We start from the raw sequence: 21,002 nt of genomic DNA, 5'->3' as shown, positions 1-21,002 counted from the left end.
CGGGCGTGATTGAATATCACGGCGCCTAAACCGATGACAACAAGAATCACCTTGCTTTAGCTGGGTGAGCTTCAAGCTATTGTATTATGCTCGTACAATGCCTCGTTTTGATGAGGTTGCTGATTGTTTTTGGCCCCTAGCATCGTAGATGTCAGCCGCTTTTGGGTTGGCTTGTGATAATGCCTCTAGGGCTTGGACGCTGTAGTCCAAATAGGTTTGAATTAATAACCCGTTCTCGTTGTTGAGCTTTTGTGCTTTTTCAGCTGTATCAAACAGATCTTGAATCAGCTCATTCAAATCGTCTGACAGGGATTTAGCGGCCAGCAGTCCATCGCGTCCTGCAGGTAGACCTAATTCAGCCAATGTGTTTTCACGCTGCACGGAGGTTTGGCTAAGCTGGTCGGCGTATTGGTTTTTTAATTCAGTCAGGTCATAGAGGTCGTCATTGCTATAGCTACTAAGCAACAGTTCATTTTCCTTTTCCAAGGAAAACAAAAAATGCTGCATTAGTTCGTATTCAGTTTGTATGAGGTTGTATAAGACAATGGACGACATGGTTGACTACTTTAATAGGTCTCTAGCACTGTTAATTATACTATCCGCGATGCGGCTAGTATCCATCTCTAAAGTACCATTGGCGATGGCATCGCGCAATGCTTGAACGCGGCCCATATCTATGTCATTGTTGGATGACTGAAGTTGCTGTAGTTGGCGAGCAGCAGGGCTGAGGTCTACCGCAGCACTACGGGATGCAGAATTAGTTTCTTGGTAGGCATTAACGGCCGTGTTTTTTTGGTTAATGCGCTCTGGTATGTTGTGTCTGTAGTTATTGTTAGTGATTTTCATGTAAGGCTCCGGGCAGAATAGGGCGTTGTTGGATTAGTAACGGCAAGGAGTAAAAATTCTTTAGGGTTAGCCTGTATTTATTTCCTTGATTTACATCAATATCTGTACAGTTTGATTATCTAAAACCGTACCGGTAATGATTTGGCCTGAGCTGGCTCTCACTTGGATTTGAGCACCCGGCGCACCGCTTTGTAAGGCTTGGCCTTCGCCTGTTGCTGTAAAACCTACACCACGAGCTATGGTTCTTACGGCTTGGCCTCGTTGTATAGATTGGGGGTCCCTAAGGGCATTGCTTTTAATAGGGCTGCCTGTATTGATGCGTTGTGTAGTGATATAGCCAATGGCTAGGCTAGGGTCTGTTATCGAGTTAGGCGCGATACGTAATAAGTCACCCTCGCGAGGAATCATATCATCCAGACTGATGATTTCCCCTACTTGTATGGACCGGTTACTAATATAATAAAAGCCTACAATTGAGAGTTCGGCTTGTGCATGAACCGTCCATGCCTGAGGTGATTGGCACCGTACAGCCACGCTCATGCGTGAGCGTAATCTGGACCCAGACGGTAAAAAGGGTTGCAGGTGTTCACACTGAATTTGATTACGGATGGCGGGGGCAGTGACATGAACCGATGCGGTTCCTGGGTAACTGCTGGTCTGATTCAGTAAAAACTGCTCTACCTCAGAGACGATTTGTTCTGGGTCTTGCAGAGTTTGGGCGCTGACCACTGAGCTAATGCTCAGGATTAGCGTTAATAAAATAGATTTGATCATGGTACCTATACGTAAAAGGGCAGCACGAATAGCAATGCTGAAACTGGCAGAGTTTTAGTTGCCTTATTCATAGTTTAACGTTAACAACAATGAGTTACCATGAGTGTTATTGGGTGGTAAAGTATTTAGAATTCTTTACTGGTTTTTGCTATGCGTAAATTTTGTTATCATCTTCCATTATGATTGATCGATTAAATAACCATTTTGGCTTCCATCAGACGGCATTGGCATTACGTCAACAGCGCCAAGAGGTCTTGGCTGCTAATATCGCTAACGCAGATACGCCTAACTATAAAGCGCGTGACTTTGACTTCTCATCAGCTTTGCAAAATGCAATGGGCACAGGTCAAACTAAAAGCGTAGGCCCCACTACTTTGGCGTTAACCTCTACTCGCCACTTACCAGGTACAGCACTTTCAGCACTTGATTCACAGTTGCTTTATAGACAGTCATTGCAACCTGCACTAGACGGCAATACGGTTGATATGGATGTGGAACGTATGGCATTTGCTGAAAACACAATGCAGTATCAAACCAGTATTGCATTGTTGTCCCAGCGGGTTAAGGGATTAATGGCTGCACTGCAGCAATAAAGGTTCTCTATGAGCAGTTTCTCCATTTTTCAGATTGCAGGTTCGGCATTGACCGCCCAATCGCAACGTATGAACGTCACCGCCAGCAATATTGCGAATGCAGACAGTGCAGCGGGCCCAGATGGGCAGCCCTACAAGGCGCGTCATGTTGTTTTTCAGGTGACTCCTTTGGCTGATCCCGCCTCTCAGGCGGCGGGAGTCGGCGGGGTACGCGTGTCTGCCATCAAACAAGACAACACGCCAGGGCGCCTCCAGTATGACCCTCATCACCCATTAGCTAATGAAGACGGCTATGTGCTCATGCCAAACGTAGATGTGGTTGCTGAAACCGTAAATATGATTTCTGCCTCACGCTCCTATCAGGCCAACGTAGAGGTGGTTAATACAACGAAAAGCCTCATGATGCGCACTTTAACTATAGGTCAATAATCCATGACAACGGTAAATAACGTAAACGGTAATAATCCGGCAGGTGCTGCTCTGGCTTCGGCGCGAGGTCGTGTGGATTTAATGGGTGATACCCAAGACCGTTTCTTGACGCTTTTAATTACACAGCTACGCAATCAGGATCCATTGAACCCAATGGAAAATGATCAAATTACAAGTCAATTGGCTCAGCTCTCTACCGTGCAGGGCATTCAGCAACTTAATGACACCTTGTTGGGCTTGGCTGGGCAAATGGATGTGTCACAGTCTATGCAGGCTGCTGCACTAATTGGTAAAGATGTATTAGTGCCGGGCTCTAAAATATCCTTAGGCTCAGACCCTGAAAACCCAGAGATTAAGACCGCTACTCCGTTTGGTATAGACCTCATGAGCGGTGCAGATAAGGTAGTGGTGACTATTTTGGATGGCAGCGGCAAGGCCGTGCGTGAAATGGAGGTCGATGCTAAAGCCGCAGGCATTTACTCCTTAGAATGGGATGGTCGAGATAATGCGGGTGTAGTTCTGCCAGATGGGGCCTACAGCGTAGAGGTAAAAGCCACCATTGGTGATGGTGCTCCCGTAGCAGCAGAGGCACTTCGTTCAGGTCGGGTAGATAGTGTTGCGTACACAACCCAAGGCCTACAGTTAAATTTAGGTTTAGCAGGTAATTACTCGCTGCTAGATATTCGCAAAATTATGTAATTTCGGCGGGCAGGCCGAACAGTATCCGGCTGCCACATTATTTCGGACTGAATAAAGGAAAATCATGGGTTTCGGACAAGGCTTAAGCGGCTTAAATGCGGCTTCACAAAACTTAGACGTTATTGGTAACAACATTGCTAACTCCAGCACCGTAGGCTTTAAGTCTGCTTCTATTGCATTTGCTGATGTCTACGCCAGTTCACGTGTTGGGTTAGGTGTACAGGTAGCCAGTGTAAATCAACGCTTTACTACAGGTAACTTAAGCACCACAGGCAATCAGTTTGATATGGCCATTGACGGTGACAAAGGGTTGTTCCGTATGTTGGATCCAAGCGGTGTAGTCGTGTATTCACGCAATGGTCAGTTTGCACCGAACAGGGATCTAGAGCTCGTTAATGCTCAAGGTCACCGTTTAACGGGTTATATGGCCAATGCCGACGGCACTATTTCTGCTGAGCTAGGCCCCATTAAAGTTCCTGTGGGTAATATTGATCCTAAAGCCACAACTGAATCTACGATTAAAGCAAATTTTGACTCACGCTCAGAGGGTATTGCTGGTTCTAATACCGGGATGGTTCCGACGGGTGTAGACCCAGATATTGTATACAAACCAGCCTTTGATTTAAACAAACCAGAAAACTACACACACAGTTTACCTATGACTGTTTATGACTCTTTAGGTAACCCACACCAATTAACGCAGTATTTTGTTAAGGTCGCTGATAGTGGAAATGCATGGGATGTTTATTATAAATTTGGTGATAAATTTATAAGCACCGAGGATGAGGACGCAATTAAGGAGGGGGAGTCAGGTACAGCCGATGCCCCAGGATTCTCATCATCAGGTATCGGAGCGGCAGGAGGGGAGTATGGAGAAGACGATAATATGCTTAAGCATCGTTTAGTGTTTGACTCCGCAGGGCGTATAGTTGGGCCCCATGCTGACTTTGATGATGAGGGGAAGCTAATTACAGTTCATCCCTATGAGCTGAGTATAACTGATATAGGTGCTGATGGGTCTCCCGCTGCCAACTTGACTATTACTCTTGATTACAATGGTTCTACCCAGTTTGGCGGTGATTTTAGCCCTGCATCTACACAAAATGGTTATACCACGGGTGAATACGCCAGCATGTCTATCGCTTCTAATGGTGACATTATTGCTAACTACACCAACGACGAATCCAAGGTCATGGGGCAGTTAGTATTAGCTGACTTTAATAATCTAAATGGCCTAAAACCCATTGGTGGTAATGCATGGATTGAAACCGGTGTGTCGGGTGCAGCGAACTTAGGCAAACCTGGTACTAACGGCTTAGCTACCCTTAAAGGTCAGGCCGTAGAGGAATCCAACGTAGACATGAGCCAAGAACTGGTCAATATGATTATTGCGCAGCGTACCTATCAGGCCAATGCCCAAACTATTAAAACCCAAGATCAAATTCTACAAACATTGATCACATTACGTTAATTCGTTTAGGTATTTATTGCTATGGATCGCATCATTTACACGGCCATGAATGGCGCCCAACGTTTGTTAGAGCAACAGGCTGCTGTCAGTAATAATTTAGCCAATATCAACACCACTGGCTTCAGAGAGCAGCTTGCTATTCAGCGCGCGGTGCCATTACAAGGTGGTGGGTTATTTCCGACGCGTGTGTCTGCAGCTACGGTGACCTCTGGTACACGTCAGGAACAAGGGCCTTTAGCAGAAACAGGAAACCCCTTAGATGTAGCGATCCGTGGTGATGGTTGGTTTGCAGTCCAGACGCCTAATGGCGAAGCCTATACCCGAGCCGGTGATTTCAGCATAGATGTAAATAATATGCTGGTGACTAAACAGGGTTTTCCCGTGTTATCTGCTGATGGTGGCCCGGTGGAATTACCAGATCGTGGCTCTGTGACGTTTTCGACTGATGGGCAGATTTCAGCCTTAGGTGCGGGTGATAATCCGCGTGATATTCAGATCATGGGGCAGCTTAAATTAGTCAACCCAGATATGGCAGAGATGGTGCGCGGTGATGATGGCTGGTTCCGGTTAGCCAATGGTGCAGTGGCCCAGCCAGACGATCAGGTCAGCATAGCCTCTGGCTTTGTGGAAAAAAGCAACGTGAATCCCGCCGAGGCCATGGTTGCCATGATTAACAATACGCGCCGCTTCGAGATGCAAATGAAAGTCATTTCAGATGCAAGTACACGCGAAGAAAAGGCCAACAGTATTCTTTCGACTAACGGCTAATTAGCCCGCTTATTTATCTAAAGGTATTTTATGATTCGCTCACTTTGGATTGCGAAAACGGGTTTAGAAGCCCAGCAAACAAACTTAGACGTTATTTCTAATAACTTGGCCAACGTGAATACGTCAGGCTTTAAACGTAGTCGCCCTGTTTTCGAAGACTTGATGTATCAAACTATTCGTCAGCCTGGGGCTCAGGTGGGCGCAGCAAATCAATTGCCGACGGGCTTACAGTTGGGTACGGGTGTGCGCACAGTGGCGACAGAGCGCATTCATAGTCAGGGTGGATTAAACAACACAGGCCATTCCTTAGACGTAGCGATTCAAGGGCGTGGTTATTTTCAGGTTGAAATGCCTGACGGAACTTTTGCTTATACCCGTAACGGTCAGCTGCAACTGGATCAAAATGGTCAGTTGGTAACAGCAGGTGGATACCCATTGCAGCCACCAGTTAATATTCCTGATAACGCATTGCAAATTGAAATCTCTCGCGATGGTACTGTGTCTGTTACTCAGCCCGGAGCCGTAGGAATCAGTGTAGAGGTGGGCCAGTTGCAGTTAACTACTTTTGTAAATACCAGCGGTTTACAAAGTATGGGCGAAAACTTATTTGTAGAAACAGATGCCTCCGGTGCTGCTAACTTTTTGCAGCCAGGCATGGATGGGGCTGGCTTGATCCTGCAGGAATACACGGAAACCTCGAACGTGAACGTTGCTGAAGAACTGGTTAATATGATCACGGCGCAGCGCGCTTACGAAATGAATAGCAAAGCCGTACAGACTTCCGATCAGATGTTGGGTCGCTTGACTCAAATCTAACGATAAAGGCATGGGTATGTGGTCTAGTTTGTATCGTGTTTTACTGATAGCCGTGGTCAGCCTTTTAGGGGCGTGTGCCATGGTTCCCCCAGAACCAGTAGTGGTGGGGCCATTGACAGCACCTCCACCAGCACCCATGCCGCCCCAAGCCGTCGCAAATGGGTCAATTTATCAGCCAACGGCTTATGGTAACTACCCACTATTTGAAGATCGTCGCCCGCGTAACATCGGTGATATTGTGACGATTATGATTCAAGAAAAAACGAATGCGGCCAAAAGTGTATCTACCAACACGGATCGCAGTAGCGAGGCCGGTATGGGGATAGGCTTGTCTCCAGCGATATTGCCTGGAGACTTGGGCAGTAGACAGAACTTCGAGGCAGGTGGGAATAACTCCTCAAAAGGAACTGGCAGCAGTCGTGCGGACAATATGTTTTCTGGCACACTGACAACCACAGTAATTGGTGTGATGCCTAATGGAAACTTGCAGGTGGCTGGGGAAAAACAAATAGCGATTAACCGAGGTAGTGAATACATTCGATTCTCGGGTGTGGTGGACCCACGATCTATCTCTGGTTCTGGGACGGTGTCTTCGACCCTAGTTGCAGATGCTCGTATTGAATACCGTAGCCGTGGTGTGATGGATGAGGTTCAAACTATGGGTTGGTTGCAGCGCTTTTTCTTAAATATTTCACCGTTTTAGTTGATGATAATGGCCATGGGCTTAACAAAAAAAAATATCGGTGTAACTGCTTTATTTAAAGCAGCTGCCTTATCTCTGTCCTTATTGATAAGCCCTATTGTGGCGGCTGAACGTATTAAAGATTTAGCCTCTATCCAAGGTGTGCGTGATAACCAGCTTATAGGGTATGGCTTAGTTGTTGGATTGGACGGCAGTGGTGATCAGGTTCGCCAAGCCCCTTTTACACAACAAAGCTTAACCAATATGTTGTCTCAGTTAGGGGTGACTATCCCTCAAGGTAGCAACATGCAGCTGAAAAACGTTGCAGCCGTGATGGTAACAGCACGGCTACCTGCATTTTCCCGCCCAGGGCAGGCTGTTGATGTGGTTGTTTCCTCAATGGGGAATGCCAAAAGTCTACGCGGCGGTACGTTATTAATGACGCCCTTAAAGGGGGCGAATGGGCAGGTGTATGCCATTGCGCAGGGAAACCTATTAGTGGGTGGGGCCGGCGCAGAGTCGGGTGGCTCTAGCGTACAGGTTAACCAATTAAATGGCGGTACCATCCCAAGCGGGGCTATTGTAGAGCAAAGTGTGCCTACCACTTACATTTATGATGGGGCATTAACCTTAGAGCTTAATAGTTCGGATTTTGGTACAGCACAAAATGTAGTAGCGGCGATTAATCGTCGGTTTGGGGCCGGAACCGCAACAGCCTTGGATGGTCGAGTTGTACGAGTACAAGCTCCTTTAGACCCGCATGCGCAGTCTGCATTTTTATCTCAGGTAGAGCATTTGCAGGTACAAGTCCCTCCGGCTCGTGCTCGAGTCGTAGTGAACGCAAGAACTGGTTCTGTAGTGATGAATCGCACGGTAACAATAGACGAGGCCGCGATTGCTTATGGCAACTTATCGGTAGTGATTAGTAGTCAGTCTGATGTGAATCAGCCCAATGCACCGTTAGCCGGTGGGCAAACAGTGGTAACGGATCGCACCGACATAGAACTACGCTCAGAGGGCGGTAGCCTACAACGGATTACGACCAGCGCTAATTTGTCTGATGTGGTTCGAGCCCTAAATGCCTTAGGCGCAACGCCGCAAGATTTATTGTCTATTTTGCAAAATCTAAAAAGTGCAGGCGCATTACGCGCCGACTTGGAAATTATCTAATACATAGTTAAGGGTGATCGATCCGTGTCTGCGCATTATTTTCCACGACCAGGGGCTAGCCAGCCCGTATCCATTTTTGACTCGTCGCAACTCGCTGTATTGCGTAAAGGGGTAACGGGGGCTCAAGCTAATGAGGAGTCTCAGCGGCAGGTGGCTCAGCAGTTCGAGGCCTTGTTTATTCAGCAACTTTTAAAACAAGCGCGCCAAACAGCAAGTGGCAATGGGCTGTTTGATAGTCAAGCGGTACGCATGAGTCAAAGTATTGGTGATGAGCAGATGGCGTTGAACCTGTCTAATCCAGGATTTGGTTTAGCAGAGGCGTTGATTGCACAAATGAAGCAAGCCCAAGGATTATCGCAAGAACTCCCCTCGCAACGGGCTTCGGTCGATGCAAATACAACCCGCTTGCCACATTTGCGTTCGGATGTAGGTGAAAAAGGGCGCCTGATTGACGCAGCCTCATTAACTGCATTGATCAATAAGCTTTCTGGTGTGCGTTCTATTGATAAGGTGGCCTCAGCCATTGGTGGTGCACCAAAACATATCGCCGAGTTTGTGAATAAAATGCGTGATGCGGTACAGGTTGCTTCGGCAGAAACAGGGATTCCAGCAAAACTGATCATGAGCCAAGCCGCCTTAGAATCAGGTTGGGGTAAAAGAGAAATCCTCATGGATGATGGCTCAACCAGTCATAATTTATTTGGTATTAAAGCGACGGGTAGTTGGAAAGGGGGAGTGGCAACTATTACCACCTCTGAGTTTGTGAATGGCAAAATGGTAAAAATGAAACAGCCTTTCCGAGCTTATGATTCTTATGCTGATTCGTTAACTGATTATGCACGCTTAATCAGCACGAGCCCTCGCTATGAGTCCGTGCTACGTGCAAGCACAGCTGAAGAGGCCGCGCGCCGAGTCCAAGACGCAGGCTATGCGACGGACCCTAATTATGCAGATAAGTTAATTTCCATCATGGCTTATTTTGATGCGGGTGCACAGCCCTAAAGAAACCAGCAGAAATGCCGTAGATATATCACTATTGATCTGCTTGAATACACTGTAGTGGCTGCATGCGTGCAGCCATGAATGTTAAACGGAACACCACATGAATTTATTCGGTCTAGGACTATCTGCACTTAATACTGCACAAAACAACCTGCAAACCACAGGTCATAACATTAATAATGCAGCAGTCGAAGGTTACAACCGCCAGTCTGTATTAACCCAGACCAATGGGGCTCAAGCTACAGGTGCAGGCTATATAGGGCGTGGCGTTCAGGCTGTGACGGTTCAACGTGCTTATGATGGTTTTTTGCATAATCAGCTAGTAAAAGCACAAAGCGACGGGGCGGCGCTTGTTTCCTACGGTAATGAAATCGCCCAGTTAAATAATTTATTTGCTGATCGTACTACAGGTGTTAGTCCAGCCATTCAAAAGTTCTTTGATAGTGTGCAGGCAGTGGCCTCTACACCCGCTGACCCTGCAGCGCGTCAAGAAATGATTGGCCGTGCTGATAGCTTGGCGACTCAAATCAACGAGGCTAATCGTTTTATTGATAATCAACGTCATAACCTCAACACGCAGATAGATACTGTGGTTGCGCAGATCAATAGTTACGTAGAGCGCATTGATGATATGAATCAGCAAATCACTAAAGCCAAGGCTTCAGGTGTAGGTAACCACGCACCTAATGATTTGCTAGATCAACGTGATCAACTTGTCAGTGAGTTGAACCAACTGGTCGGTGTTAAGATTCTAGAGCAGGATGGTAATTTTAGCTTAACGCTAAACTCAGGACAGGTATTGTTGGGTGGGCCAACGATTTACCCTTTGCATGCTGTGCCTTCAGCTGCTGATCCAAAACGTTATGCGATTGCGACTACATCGGGTTTTACTAATGGGGAACCTATTTTATCAGAGGTTGCAGACATATCAATTAAGTCAGGCCAGTTAGGTGGTTTGTTGCAATACCGTGCAGATACTCTTGACCCCGCTCAAAACGCGCTAGGTCGTTTAGCTGTGGGGATGGCTGTAGAATTCAATCAGCTTCATAAACAAGGTTTTGATCTAAATGGTGTAACCGATACGAATTTTTTTAAGGTATCTATTGCAGACACAGCCACTAAAGCGCATTCCAATAAAGGAACTGGCGAGTTTAAGGTGGATTTTGTACGTGAGGATCAGAATAATCCTGACTCAGACGCGATAGGTATTGCAGCGCTTACTGCCCAAGATTACGAAATTAAGTTTGAAAATGATGCATACCATATTCGTGCCTTGCCATCAGGGGGGTGGGGGGAGCCGATCACTAATCCTCAAGCCGGGTTTGAACAAGATGGGTTGTTTATCAAACTTGAAGGTAAGGCACAAGAAGGGGATGTCTGGCGTTTACAGCCTACGCGTAACTCTGCTGACAGTTTTAAGGTCGAGATGAGGGACCCGTCTAAAATAGCGGCCGCAGGCAAAGACGCTCTAGGAAACGCTCTAGGTACCGCAAATGGCGATATTGCTTTGGATTTGGCTAAGCTTCAAAGTGAAAAAACCTTAGGGATGGACTCCATGAGCTTTAACGATGCTTACTCACAGTTGGTTAACCGTGTAGCTGTTAACTCTCAGCAAAACAGCACAGCAGCTAAAGCTCAAAAAAATCTAATTCAGCAAAACTATGCGGCACAACAGGCTGTATCTGGTGTGAACCTTAACGAAGAATACGTCATGTTAGATCGTTATGCCGACCAGTTTCGTGCCGCATCACGTTTGATTGATGTAGGCTCAACGTTGTTTGACACCATTTTAGGTTTACGTAATTAAGCCCTAGACTTATAAAAAGATAAAGGAAAAAACATGCGTATTAGTTCTGCTCTCTATTTTCAGACTGGGCTTAATTCTATTAATAAGCAACAAAGCGATTTAGTGCATACCTTTCAGCAATTAGGTAGTGGCAAACGGATGATTACTGCAGCTGATGATCCTTTGGCTGCTGCGCAAACCATTACCTTGGGGCAGTCACAGTCTATGAACTTACGGTTTGCTGAAAACCGTCATGTGGCCTTGCGTAATTTGGGCGAGGAAGAGAATGTGTTGATGTCCTTAGTTCCACAAGTTAGAGAGGTTAAGGTAAGGCTGATTGAGGCTTCTAACGACACTTATTCTTATGCGGATAGGGCAAGTGTTGCTGATGTATTAAAAGAAATGAAAGAGTCTATTCATGGCTTAATGAATGGACGTGATGCGAGTGGACAGTATCTATTTAGTGGGTCAAAGGGTAACGATAGTCCCTATGGTTATGATAAGAATCAAGACGTTGGCAAGCGATACTTCTTTAAAGGGGATACTCATTCACGATTAGTGCAGGCTGATCAAACTCGTCAAATTGATAGCGCAGATCATGGCAAACATTTATTTGGAGAAAAGGACAGTGCTAATATTCTGAATGTTATGGATAAGGTGATTGTTGCATTACAAGATAAAAACCTGTCGTCTGAAGACTTGCACGATGATTTAGATGAAGCGATGCGTTGGGTTGACAAAACTTACGATAATATCCTGACAGTTCGAGCCTCTGTTGGTGCGCGCATGAATGAAATCGAGGCCATTGACTCCTCCGGTAAGCTACAAGGATTGCATTTAGCTTCCGAAATTTCGCGTTTAGAAGACTTGGATTACTACTCTGCTTCTACACAACTAGAGTTACGCACCTCCGCACTAGAGGCAGCTGCTTTGGCTTTTAAGAAAATCCAGAGTACAAACTTATTTGCTATTAATGCCCGCGGTTAAGCCGTTTTTTATTTTGCTCTTTTGTGAGACCCTTTCATGTTGAATAACGTAAAGCTTAGAACGTACATTGCTGTCACGTTGTTGCTGTTTTTGCTTTTGGCTGTCGTTGCGGCAGCCTTAAGTATGATGAATTTAAGCTCTGTATTGACAGCGCTTAACTCTGTTTCCAGTCAGGATGCCGCTGTACGAGCGGCAATTAAGGTGGCAGAGGATGGTTATTCTAGTGCTTTATTAACAGTGGTTATTTGTGCGGTATTAACGCTAGTGTTAGCGATTTATACTTACTTATATCTTAATACCCGTTTGATTCAACCCCTGAGCTATTTACAGAATCATTTTGATGCTATTGCAAATGGAGATTTATCTCAACGGATCATAAGTAAAAGCACAAACGAGGTGGGGCAGGTTTTTGAGTCATTACGCCGGATGCAAGATAGCTTGATTCGTACATTAAGTGCGGTGCGTCATGGTATCGTTAAAATTAGCGATGACTCCGATAGTATTGCGGGGGGGAACACTAGCCTGAGCTCACGTATTGAGCAGCAAGCTGCCGCATTACAACAAACAGCTGCCAGTATGGAGCAATTAGCAGGCACAGTACGCCAAAATGCAGATAATGCGCATCAAGCTAATCAGTTAGCTGCAACTGCTTCAACCGTAGCCCAACGGGGTGGTCAGGCGGTTGGCGAGGTCGTTAATACGATGCAAGGCATTTCTGCCAGCTCAAGTAAAATAGCAGATATTGTTGGTGTTATTGATAGCATTGCTTTCCAGACGAATATCTTAGCCCTGAATGCGGCGGTAGAGGCTGCACGCGCCGGAGAACAGGGTCGTGGTTTTGCTGTGGTTGCCTCCGAGGTCCGAGCTTTAGCGCAACGTAGTGCGCAAGCTGCTCGTGAGATCACCACTTTGATTGAGGATTCGGTCTCTAAGGTCAGCGAAGGTTCTGGGCAGGTAGAGCGTGCCGGTGCCACTATGCAAGAGATCGTTGACTCAGTAAAACGAGTCACGGATATCATGGGTGAAATCAGTGCTGCGACCATAGAGCAATCCAGTGGTATTGATCAGGTAAACTTAGCCGTCAGCCAAATGGATGTGACGACGTTGCAAAATGCGCAGATGGTAGAGGAAAGTGCACGTTTAGCGGCTGATATGAATACACAGGTGCAGGTATTAAATGAAACCTTGAGGGGGTATCAACTCGCAGACTCTCAAGTGATTGATATCGCTGCACGTCAGGTTAAAGCGCGTCAGCAACCAGTAAAAAAACCGGCTCTAGGCAATATAGGTACTAATACAGTTAGAAAGCCTACTCCTAACCGAGCGGCTCCGGCTGGGTTATCTCATACCAAGACTTCATCTTCCCCGGTCGCATCAGCGAAGAAAAAAGCCTCTGAAATCCCTGGGATGAATGCAACCTCCGGTAAAAATGAAAAACTCTTACGTCCCGATCTAAGTGGAACTAAAAACACGTCGACTGAAGACGATTGGGTCGAGTTTTAATGAGGATAGCATTGGTGCATGCGCTGAAATATACGGCTCTAGGTTTGGTCTTTGCTTTAGCAGGCTGTCATAGCACGGGGAATAATTTTAAATCTTCGGGTGTGGATCATTTGCAGCCAGGTATATCAACCATGGCAGAGGCAACAGAGTTTCTAGAGGCAGACCCTGTAAATCGCTACTACAGACCCGATGGATCATATACAGCGCGTTGGGCTCATGTGAACTCTTTAGTTCCGGATGGAATTTATCTGGGACGAGAGTTATGGATGGAGTTTGATGCGAATCATGTATTAATACGTATATCTAAACGCCAGAATGTGCAATCTGATCCAGGGCCTATGCCTATAGTACAGCCTTAATTGATCATGTTTATAAGTAAAACCCAGCATTAAACCGCTGGGTTTTTTGTGTTTATTTCATTTAGCTAAATGTATTAGTAATAGCTAGCATTGACAGAATCTAGCTAGACTGTGTTAAATGGAACAACAAAAGGTTAACAAACGTAAACATCATAAAAAGAGGGGTATTATGTTAAGTCGAGTCATGACCATGCTAAATCATGTTCGTATTAGTACGACATTGTTATTAGTAATGAGTCAATTCCTATTAGTAGTAGTGGTGTTAGGGGGCTCCGCTTATTACTTTTTAAATAAAAATGGCGATATGCTTGAAACCCTAGGGGCACAAAGCCATCGTCAGGCCCAGATTATGGGATTAACCGCCTCTACCTCAGAGGCAAGAGCCACATTGATGTTAATTGCACATCAAATGCGTGAGGCAGGTTACAGAGGAGACTCAGACCTATTAAAATACGCTGAACAGCAATTAGCTGGTGTAAAGGTCAGTATTCAACTAGCCGAAGAGGTATATAAGGATTTTTATCAGCATCAAATGCTATTAGACCCAGAGGGTCAGCGCTTGATAGAGGTAGTCAATGATAAATACGGTCCTTATATGAATGATGTTATTCATCAGTTGATTAAAACGCTAGATCAAAAAAGTTATGCTGATTTTTACGAAATCAATGAGCAAATAGGACATCAACGTGCAGAGGAATTTCAGCGTAGCCTGCATGATTTAACTGCCTATGTGCAGTCGCAAATGAATGAGTTTTTGGTGGTTGCGAGAGGCAGTACCCATACCGCACTGATTATTATTGTGACAGGGCTGTTAATGGGGGTTATTTTTACTTTTTTAATTCGTTATCTGTTTGCTCAGTGTGTAGTAAATCCTTTACGTGATTTAGGGGTTCATTTTGATCGTATTGCCAGCGGCGATTTAAGCCGCCAAGTACAGTTTGAGGGTAGTAATGAAATTGGTTTTATTTATGCCTCTGTACAACGTATGCAAAGTGGGCTGCAGTCAATGGTGGTGCAGGTGCGAAATAGTGCGCAGACCATCAACAATAGCGCCTTAGAAATCTTTTCTGGTAATACAGAGCTAAATACTCGCATGGAACAAACTGCCAGTGCGCTACAGCAGACAGCAGCTTCTATGGGTGATATTGCTACAGCGGTGCGATTAAATACGGATCATGCGATTGAGGCAGATGGTGTGACTAAGAAAGCCGCAGACATTGCTCAGAAAGGTGGAAAAGCGGTGCGTACAGTGGTCGATACCATGAGCGAGATTGCTCAAAGCTCATCACAGATCACGGAGTTTGTGAATGTGATTGATGGGATTGCTTTCCAGACTAATATTTTGGCTTTAAACGCCGCAGTAGAGGCTGCGAGAGCCGGAGAGCAAGGTCGTGGCTTTGCTGTGGTGGCCTCAGAGGTCAGGGCTTTAGCGCAACGCAGCGCACAGGCTGCTAGCGAGGTCAAAACCTTAATCGAGAGCTCTTCATTGCGAGTACATGCTGGTGCCCAACAGGCCGCAGAAGCCGGACAAGTCATTGACGAGGTCGTGGTGTCAGTGAGCTCAGCATCCCAACTCATGAGTGATATTACGCTAGCCTCGGATGAGCAGGCCGATGGGATTGGTCAGGTGAATGTTGCGGTGTCACAAATGGATAAAGTGGTGCAGCAAAACTCGGAATTGGTGGTGCAGCTAGCCAGCTTAGCTGGGGCTTTACAAGATCATGCGGAACACTTAACCCAAGCCGTAGCTCAGTTCAGGGTAGACGGTGACTCCATCATAGACGAAGCCCCTAGTGCCTATTTGCATTATCATCAATAGTGGTTTTAATTAGCAAAGCCATACATGAGGCGGGCCATGGTTTCATAGCCTGCCTCAAATAATTGCATTAAAAAGGGCGTGATTTGTGGCACCACAATAGTAAGAACAATAATGCCCGTAGTTAGGGTAATAGGAAAACCAACCGCAAATACAGTTAGTTGTTGCGCGGTACGGTTTAGAATCCCAAAAGCCAGATTCATCGTCAGCAATACGATCACTAAGGGCAATGCTAATAAGAGCCCAGAGAGAAAAATTTCCTTGCTCCAGTCCATAATGACACCCCAGCCATTTGGATGAAGGCTACCGACCTGAATAGGGAAAATCTCAAAGGTATATAAAAAGGCTTTTAGCATAACTAAATGCCCATTAGCAGCCAAAAAAACCAGCATGGTGACTAGATTAAGTAGTCGTGAAATGACCGCAGTATTCGAGCCCGTAGAGGGGTCAAAAAAGGCAGCAAAAGACAAACCCATCTGAAAACCAATAAACTCACCCGCGACAAGCACTACGGCAAAAACAATACGCATCACAAAGCCAAGGGCAATACCGATTAAAATTTGTTGGCAGGCTAACCAGAGAGCGGCCCAAGAGCCCGTAGGAAGCTCAGGTAAGGGCGCTAAAGTAGGAGCGATAGCAATCGCAATGACAGCAGCAATACCGACTTTGGCTTGCGGGGTGATGCTGGACTCGCTGAATAATGGGGCGGTGCTGAACAGGCCAAGAACACGAAAAAAAGGCCAAATAAAGGCGTTAATCCAGAGATAGAGTTGGTCTGCGGTAAATTCAATCATAGCTAATCAGCATGGATTTACATAACCAGTGTAGGAATTTGCGTCAGCAACGTGCGTATGTAATCCACCATGGTAGTGATTAGCCAAGGACCCAATAAGACCAGAACAGCTGCTACACCAAGTAATTTGGGAATAAACGAAAGGGTCATTTCGTTAATCTGTGTGGCAGCCTGAAAAATACTTACGACTAAACCGATAATTAGCGCAGTGATTAACAATGGGCCAGCCATTGATAAAGCAATGCGTAATGCGATATGAGTCATACTCATTACGGTTTCAGGCGTCATGATCGTACCTATTGATAAAAGCTGCGAGCCAAAGAGCCGAGTAATAAATGCCAGCCATCCGCTAATACAAAAAGCATGAGCTTAAAGGGCAGAGAGATCGTGACCGGAGGCACCATCATCATCCCTAGTGCCATCATCGTACTAGCCACGACTAGGTCAATAATTAAAAACGGAATAAAAATCGTAAAGCCAATTTGAAAGGCGGTTTTGAGTTCGCTGGTGACAAAGGCGGGCACTAATATACGTAATGGTAGTTCTTCTGGGCTTTGAATTTCACCCACATTAGCCATGTCAGCAAACAGCTGCAAGTCCGTCTCACGGGTTTGATGGAGCATAAAGGTCTTAAAAGGCTCAACCCCTGTGCTTAACGCCTCTTGGAAGGTAATTTCGTTTTTGGAAAGCGGTTCGTAAGCTTGCTCGTAGACCTGATCAAACACCGGTGACATGGTATAAAAAGTTAAAAATAAAGCAATACCAATCAGTACTGGGTTTGGTGGTGAGGTATTGGTGCCCATGGCATTACGCAGTAGGCCCAGTACAATAATAATGCGTGTAAAGCCTGTCATCATCATCAGCATCGCTGGCAGAAATGACATCATGGTCAAGAGCACTAACGTCTCTATTGACAGAGACCATGTCTGACTGCCATCTGCATTGGGATTACTGGTAATAGAGGGCAGGCCTAACTGTTGGGCTTCGACACCAAAAGGAAGCCAGAGCCCAAACAGGAAAAGCAGCCATGCAAAAGGGTTAAGGCGCGTTATTTTCACTATATTGCTGATCTTTTTGTTGTGTGATGGCGAGGCCAAGTTGCGCCTCGAAGTCGGCGTGTTTGGGAAGGGTGTGCAACAGAGTAATTTGTTGTGCCGTGACCCCAAGCACTAAACGCTGCTGTTCGATTTCGATGACAACGACACTGTTTCGGGAGCCAAGTGATTGCGTAGCAATGATTTGGATAGATTGACCCTTAGAGCGCAGTAAACCACTGCGGCGTGCTACCCACGCCGCAAAAAAAATAAGAACAACGACTACAACTAAACTTAGCGATAGTCGAAGTAATTCAAGCTGCGTCATTAGCGACGGCTATTAAGGCGTTGGATACGGTCTGAGGGTGTGACGATATCGGTAATACGGATTCCGTATTTTTCTTCGACTACCACTACCTCGCCTTGTGCAATTAAATAGCCATTGACATAAATATCCATTGGTTCACCAGCTAGACCGTCTAGCTCAACGACAGAGCCTTGGCCTAATTGCAAGATATTTTTTAGTGTCATGCGCGTACGACCGAGCTCTACTGATAGCTGGACTGGAATATCCATAATCATATCAATGTCGCTGCGGGTGCCTGGCTCGGCTTTGTCTAAAGGTTGGAAGACCTCTGGACTAGGCGTAGCTTTGGGTTTTTTAGGCTGCTCGGCAGGTGTTTCATCTGCGCCTATCGTTGCTGCGGTCTGTTCGGCTAGTGCTGCAGCCCAATCATCCTCTTGGACGCTACCTAAGCCATCGGCTTGAGTGCCTTTATCAGGAGATGAAGCGGACTCTTCGCCTGCTTGTTGCTCCGCCATTGCGGCAGCCCAATCGACTTCGAAGTCGTCGTTGTCTTGTGGGTCGTTAGCTTTGTTCGGATCTGTCATGGAGCCTTGCCTTGTGGAAATCGGGTTCTGTATTAGCCAGGAAATTCTGTACGCGCACGGCGTACTTATTATTAAAAGTACCGTAAGAGCCTTCTAGAACAGGTACGCCATCAACATGGGCGGTTATTTTTTCTGGAATCTCTATGGGTAGTACATCATTGACTTTAAGTTTAAGTAAATCACGCACTGCGAGATTAATTTTGGTAAAGTCAGCAATTAAGTCAACCTCAGCACTGCGTACTTGATGGGTCAGCTGCTGGGTCCAGCGTTGGTCAATGGCATCATTGCTCGTGTCTTGAAGTGGGCGAATGAGTAAGTCGCGCACTGGCTCAATCATTGAGTAGGGTAAGCACACATTTAAATTACCGCCTTGGGCTCCGAACTCAATATTGAAAGAGGTCACAACCACTAATTCATTACCAGAGCTAATACTAGCAAACTTAGTGTGCATTTCGGAGCGAATGTATTCCGCTTCGATTTTGTAGACAGGTTCCCACGAGTTACAGTAGCAATCCAGCGTGAGTTCTAGTAAACGTAAAATAATACGTTGTTCGGTGACGGTAAAGTCACGGCCCTCGACGCGAGTGTTATATCGACCATGCCCACCAAATAAACTATCAATAATTAGAAAAACCAAGTTGGGATCAAAGGTAAATAGAGAGATCCCACGTAAAGGTTTTAAGCTCACCATATTGAGGTTGCTTGGTACAGGCAGATTACGCTCAAAGTCACTGTATTTTTGAATGCGAATGGAGCCTACCGTAATATCCGCATTACGACGCATAAAGCTGAGCATGGTGCTGCGCAGGCGTCTGGCAAAACGCTCATTGATCAATTCAAGCGTTTGCATGCGGTGACGAATGACCCGCTCTGGGGAGGCTAGGTCATAGGCTCGAACCCCACTAGAGGCATCATTGGGTTCTGAACCATCATCGCTAGGCTCACCCGTAACGCCAGCTAGTAGGGCATCGACTTCGTCTTGAGATAAAAAACTTTGATACGTCATTATTGGACCACAAAGGCGGTAAATAACACATTAGTAATACGTGGTGCCGTTGGGCTCAAGTCATAAGGAGCACGAAGGGCATGAGTCAATGCGTCCACGAGCTGCTCTCGGCCTTCGGGAGTTTGTACGTGTACAGGGTGTTGCTCTGACAAAATCTTTAAAACACGGTCTCGTACCATTGGCATGTATTCGTGCAGCATAATACTGGATGGTTCATCTGCTACGCGTAAGGTAATGGCTACGTGTAGCACACGTGAGCGATTTGACCCATCATTTAAGGTGACGGTAAAAGGATCTAGCGCTGAAAAAATAGGTTTTTCAGAGGGCGGCGGCGGTGGGGGTGGCGCAGCAGGGCGTACAGGAGCCTGCTCTGGAGCTTCCTCGTCGATAGGGGCCGCCTCTTTTTGTAAAAAACTAAGTAGTGGCGTATTGGCTGGCCACGTGTAGTAGAGCGTAGCCCCTACACTAGCAGCAATCACAATAAGCACTAAAAGTAAGGTACGTAAAAGACGCTTAATTTTAGATGGTTTACGCTGGCGACGTGCTGGCGCTTCTTCGGGAGCAGCCGCATTGGCGGAGCGTTTACGAGCAGTAGTAGATGTAGCCATGGGAATAAACAACAACTCCGTTTAAAGGAGTAACAAATGTTAGGCAAATGTGTCGATTATAGCATTTGAATCGACGCGTTGAGTGTCTGTAGCTGAGGCCAATAAACCTGAGTTATCGTCTGATTGGTTTGTTCCAGTCAAACTGAATGTCGCTGGTTTATTGGGGTTTTTATCTGCGTGTTGTTCAGACTGTGCTGAAAAGCCTTGGTCACTGACATTGGCTTCGCCTAGGCTGAGCCCTGCTTGAGCTAATTGTTGCTGTAATTGAGGTAATGCTTGTTCTACCGTCAATCGTGTTTGGGCATGAGCCGCAAAAATCATGGCATTTGCTACGCTTTCAGTCACAGATAGCACAATACGTAATGGGCCTAGTTCAGGCGGATCTAAACGGATTTCAGCGGTCTGTAGCCCTGGGTTTTGCGCACCTTGTTGTCCTAACTGCACCATAACTCGGCTAAAATCAGCACCCCATTGTGCCGTTTGTTGCACAGGGGTTGTGATTTGTAGACTGTGGCTAGCTGCCAATGGAGCTGCGGGTAGGGAGCTAACTTGCAGAGCCGATTGCGTTAGGTTTTGCAATGAGAACTCAGGCGTTGCCGTAGTTTGGGTTAATGGCACAGTAGTTTGTTTTAACGACAACTGCTCAGTTAAGAGCTCTACTCTCTGCGCTGCTTGGTCTTTGTTTTTTGGGGCTAAACCGTTATTTTGACTGAGGCTATCAATAGCTAGGTTCACGCGTACTGCGCCTGATTTTGGATTTTCCGCGTTCAAGAAAGACAGAGGCTTTGTGTTGCTTTGAATCTCAGCGTTCAGTGTAGGCAGAGGTTTAGTATTATCTTGAGTATTGGTGTTCAAGAAAGACAGAGGCTTTGTGTTGCTTTGAATCTCAGCATTCAGTGTAGGCAGAGGTTTAGTATTATCTTGAGTATTGGTGTTCAAGAAAGACAGAGGCTTTGTGTTGCTTTGAAT

Annotated in this window: 25 protein-coding genes; 14 read left to right on the top strand and 11 right to left on the bottom strand. The window is 46.1% G+C overall.

Going from position 1 to position 21,002, the window contains the following annotated elements; all coding sequences use genetic code 11:
• Positions 1-84: 84 nt before the first annotated feature.
• From Q0Z62_RS08015 to flgA, 3 genes are all read right to left on the bottom strand, one after another.
• Positions 85-555, bottom strand: coding sequence for a flagella synthesis protein FlgN (locus Q0Z62_RS08015; protein WP_298053178.1), 471 nt, complete (start codon positions 553-555; stop codon positions 85-87).
• Between the two features lie 6 nt (positions 556-561).
• Positions 562-846 carry a flagellar biosynthesis anti-sigma factor FlgM gene (gene flgM, locus Q0Z62_RS08010; protein ID WP_298053175.1) on the bottom strand — a complete coding sequence of 95 codons (285 nt, stop codon included), beginning with the start codon at positions 844-846 and terminating at the stop codon, positions 562-564.
• A 90-nt stretch (positions 847-936) separates the two neighbouring features.
• Entirely contained in the window at positions 937-1,620 is a 684-nt protein-coding gene (gene flgA / locus Q0Z62_RS08005; RefSeq protein ID WP_298053173.1) for a flagellar basal body P-ring formation chaperone FlgA, read from the bottom strand.
• A 179-nt stretch (positions 1,621-1,799) separates the two neighbouring features.
• On the opposite strand from flgA, the gene flgB reads away from it, so the two are divergent.
• From flgB to Q0Z62_RS07935, 14 genes are all read left to right on the top strand, one after another.
• On the top strand, positions 1,800-2,213 hold the full coding sequence (gene flgB / locus Q0Z62_RS08000; RefSeq protein ID WP_269902185.1) for a flagellar basal body rod protein FlgB: 414 nt from the start codon (positions 1,800-1,802) through the stop codon (positions 2,211-2,213).
• 9 nt (positions 2,214-2,222) lie between these two features.
• The gene (flgC, locus tag Q0Z62_RS07995; RefSeq protein ID WP_269900044.1) at positions 2,223-2,642 is read left to right on the top strand and encodes a flagellar basal body rod protein FlgC; all 420 of its coding nucleotides are present in this window, start codon (positions 2,223-2,225) and stop codon (positions 2,640-2,642) included.
• Between the two features lie 3 nt (positions 2,643-2,645).
• Positions 2,646-3,341: a flagellar hook capping FlgD N-terminal domain-containing protein gene (locus tag Q0Z62_RS07990; protein WP_298053168.1), complete on the top strand. Its 696-nt coding sequence runs from the start codon at positions 2,646-2,648 to the stop codon at positions 3,339-3,341.
• 64 nt (positions 3,342-3,405) lie between these two features.
• Entirely contained in the window at positions 3,406-4,812 is a 1,407-nt protein-coding gene (gene flgE / locus Q0Z62_RS07985) for a flagellar hook protein FlgE (protein ID WP_298053165.1), read from the top strand.
• A 21-nt stretch (positions 4,813-4,833) separates the two neighbouring features.
• Complete coding sequence (gene flgF / locus Q0Z62_RS07980; protein ID WP_298053163.1) at positions 4,834-5,580, top strand: flagellar basal-body rod protein FlgF; 747 nt, start codon at positions 4,834-4,836, stop codon at positions 5,578-5,580.
• Positions 5,581-5,610: 30 nt separating this feature from the next.
• Complete coding sequence (flgG, locus tag Q0Z62_RS07975) at positions 5,611-6,396, top strand: flagellar basal-body rod protein FlgG (protein WP_298053161.1); 786 nt, start codon at positions 5,611-5,613, stop codon at positions 6,394-6,396.
• 16 nt (positions 6,397-6,412) lie between these two features.
• The gene (locus tag Q0Z62_RS07970; protein WP_269900039.1) at positions 6,413-7,099 is read left to right on the top strand and encodes a flagellar basal body L-ring protein FlgH; all 687 of its coding nucleotides are present in this window, start codon (positions 6,413-6,415) and stop codon (positions 7,097-7,099) included.
• A gap of 15 nt (positions 7,100-7,114) precedes the next feature.
• On the top strand, positions 7,115-8,248 hold the full coding sequence (locus Q0Z62_RS07965) for a flagellar basal body P-ring protein FlgI (protein WP_298053159.1): 1,134 nt from the start codon (positions 7,115-7,117) through the stop codon (positions 8,246-8,248).
• Between the two features lie 24 nt (positions 8,249-8,272).
• Positions 8,273-9,250 carry a flagellar assembly peptidoglycan hydrolase FlgJ gene (gene flgJ / locus Q0Z62_RS07960; RefSeq protein WP_269900037.1) on the top strand — a complete coding sequence of 326 codons (978 nt, stop codon included), beginning with the start codon at positions 8,273-8,275 and terminating at the stop codon, positions 9,248-9,250.
• 100 nt (positions 9,251-9,350) lie between these two features.
• On the top strand, positions 9,351-11,057 hold the full coding sequence (gene flgK / locus Q0Z62_RS07955; RefSeq protein ID WP_298053154.1) for a flagellar hook-associated protein FlgK: 1,707 nt from the start codon (positions 9,351-9,353) through the stop codon (positions 11,055-11,057).
• A gap of 33 nt (positions 11,058-11,090) precedes the next feature.
• Positions 11,091-12,023 (top strand): flagellar hook-associated protein FlgL, encoded by a 933-nt coding sequence (gene flgL, locus Q0Z62_RS07950; protein WP_298053151.1) that lies wholly within the window; start codon positions 11,091-11,093, stop codon positions 12,021-12,023.
• Positions 12,024-12,059: 36 nt separating this feature from the next.
• The gene (locus tag Q0Z62_RS07945) at positions 12,060-13,526 is read left to right on the top strand and encodes a methyl-accepting chemotaxis protein (protein WP_298053148.1); all 1,467 of its coding nucleotides are present in this window, start codon (positions 12,060-12,062) and stop codon (positions 13,524-13,526) included.
• The gene (locus tag Q0Z62_RS07940; RefSeq protein ID WP_298053145.1) at positions 13,526-13,885 is read left to right on the top strand and encodes a hypothetical protein; all 360 of its coding nucleotides are present in this window, start codon (positions 13,526-13,528) and stop codon (positions 13,883-13,885) included. Before Q0Z62_RS07945 ends, Q0Z62_RS07940 begins: the two co-directional genes overlap by 1 nt.
• A 169-nt stretch (positions 13,886-14,054) precedes the next feature.
• On the top strand, positions 14,055-15,704 hold the full coding sequence (locus Q0Z62_RS07935; RefSeq protein ID WP_298053142.1) for a methyl-accepting chemotaxis protein: 1,650 nt from the start codon (positions 14,055-14,057) through the stop codon (positions 15,702-15,704).
• Positions 15,705-15,709: 5 nt separating this feature from the next.
• Here the strand turns inward: Q0Z62_RS07935 and fliR are convergent, their stop codons facing one another.
• The 8 genes from fliR to Q0Z62_RS07895 all read right to left on the bottom strand — a co-directional run.
• The gene (fliR, locus tag Q0Z62_RS07930; protein WP_269900031.1) at positions 15,710-16,495 is read right to left on the bottom strand and encodes a flagellar biosynthetic protein FliR; all 786 of its coding nucleotides are present in this window, start codon (positions 16,493-16,495) and stop codon (positions 15,710-15,712) included.
• A gap of 17 nt (positions 16,496-16,512) precedes the next feature.
• Positions 16,513-16,782, bottom strand: coding sequence for a flagellar biosynthesis protein FliQ (gene fliQ, locus Q0Z62_RS07925; RefSeq protein WP_269900030.1), 270 nt, complete (start codon positions 16,780-16,782; stop codon positions 16,513-16,515).
• An 8-nt stretch (positions 16,783-16,790) separates the two neighbouring features.
• Positions 16,791-17,519, bottom strand: coding sequence for a flagellar type III secretion system pore protein FliP (gene fliP / locus Q0Z62_RS07920; RefSeq protein WP_269902184.1), 729 nt, complete (start codon positions 17,517-17,519; stop codon positions 16,791-16,793).
• Positions 17,520-17,532: 13 nt separating this feature from the next.
• Complete coding sequence (gene fliO, locus Q0Z62_RS07915; RefSeq protein ID WP_269900029.1) at positions 17,533-17,856, bottom strand: flagellar biosynthetic protein FliO; 324 nt, start codon at positions 17,854-17,856, stop codon at positions 17,533-17,535.
• Positions 17,856-18,419, bottom strand: coding sequence for a flagellar motor switch protein FliN (gene fliN, locus Q0Z62_RS07910; protein WP_269900028.1), 564 nt, complete (start codon positions 18,417-18,419; stop codon positions 17,856-17,858). The genes fliO and fliN overlap by 1 nt, the downstream gene beginning before the upstream one ends.
• Complete coding sequence (fliM, locus tag Q0Z62_RS07905) at positions 18,397-19,425, bottom strand: flagellar motor switch protein FliM (protein ID WP_298053131.1); 1,029 nt, start codon at positions 19,423-19,425, stop codon at positions 18,397-18,399. The genes fliN and fliM overlap by 23 nt, the downstream gene beginning before the upstream one ends.
• On the bottom strand, positions 19,425-20,033 hold the full coding sequence (gene fliL / locus Q0Z62_RS07900) for a flagellar basal body-associated FliL family protein (RefSeq protein WP_298053128.1): 609 nt from the start codon (positions 20,031-20,033) through the stop codon (positions 19,425-19,427). Before fliL ends, fliM begins: the two co-directional genes overlap by 1 nt.
• A gap of 39 nt (positions 20,034-20,072) precedes the next feature.
• Positions 20,073-21,002, bottom strand: a 930-nt coding sequence (locus Q0Z62_RS07895; protein ID WP_298053125.1) for a flagellar hook-length control protein FliK, incomplete at its 5' end; no start/stop codon positions are given.

This window comes from uncultured Paenalcaligenes sp., from assembly GCF_947630565.1.
Lineage (GTDB): Bacteria > Pseudomonadota > Gammaproteobacteria > Burkholderiales > Burkholderiaceae_B > Paenalcaligenes > Paenalcaligenes faecalis.
The sequence above is the reverse complement of the archived record's forward strand: the minus strand, read 5'-3'. Positions and strand labels throughout refer to the sequence as shown.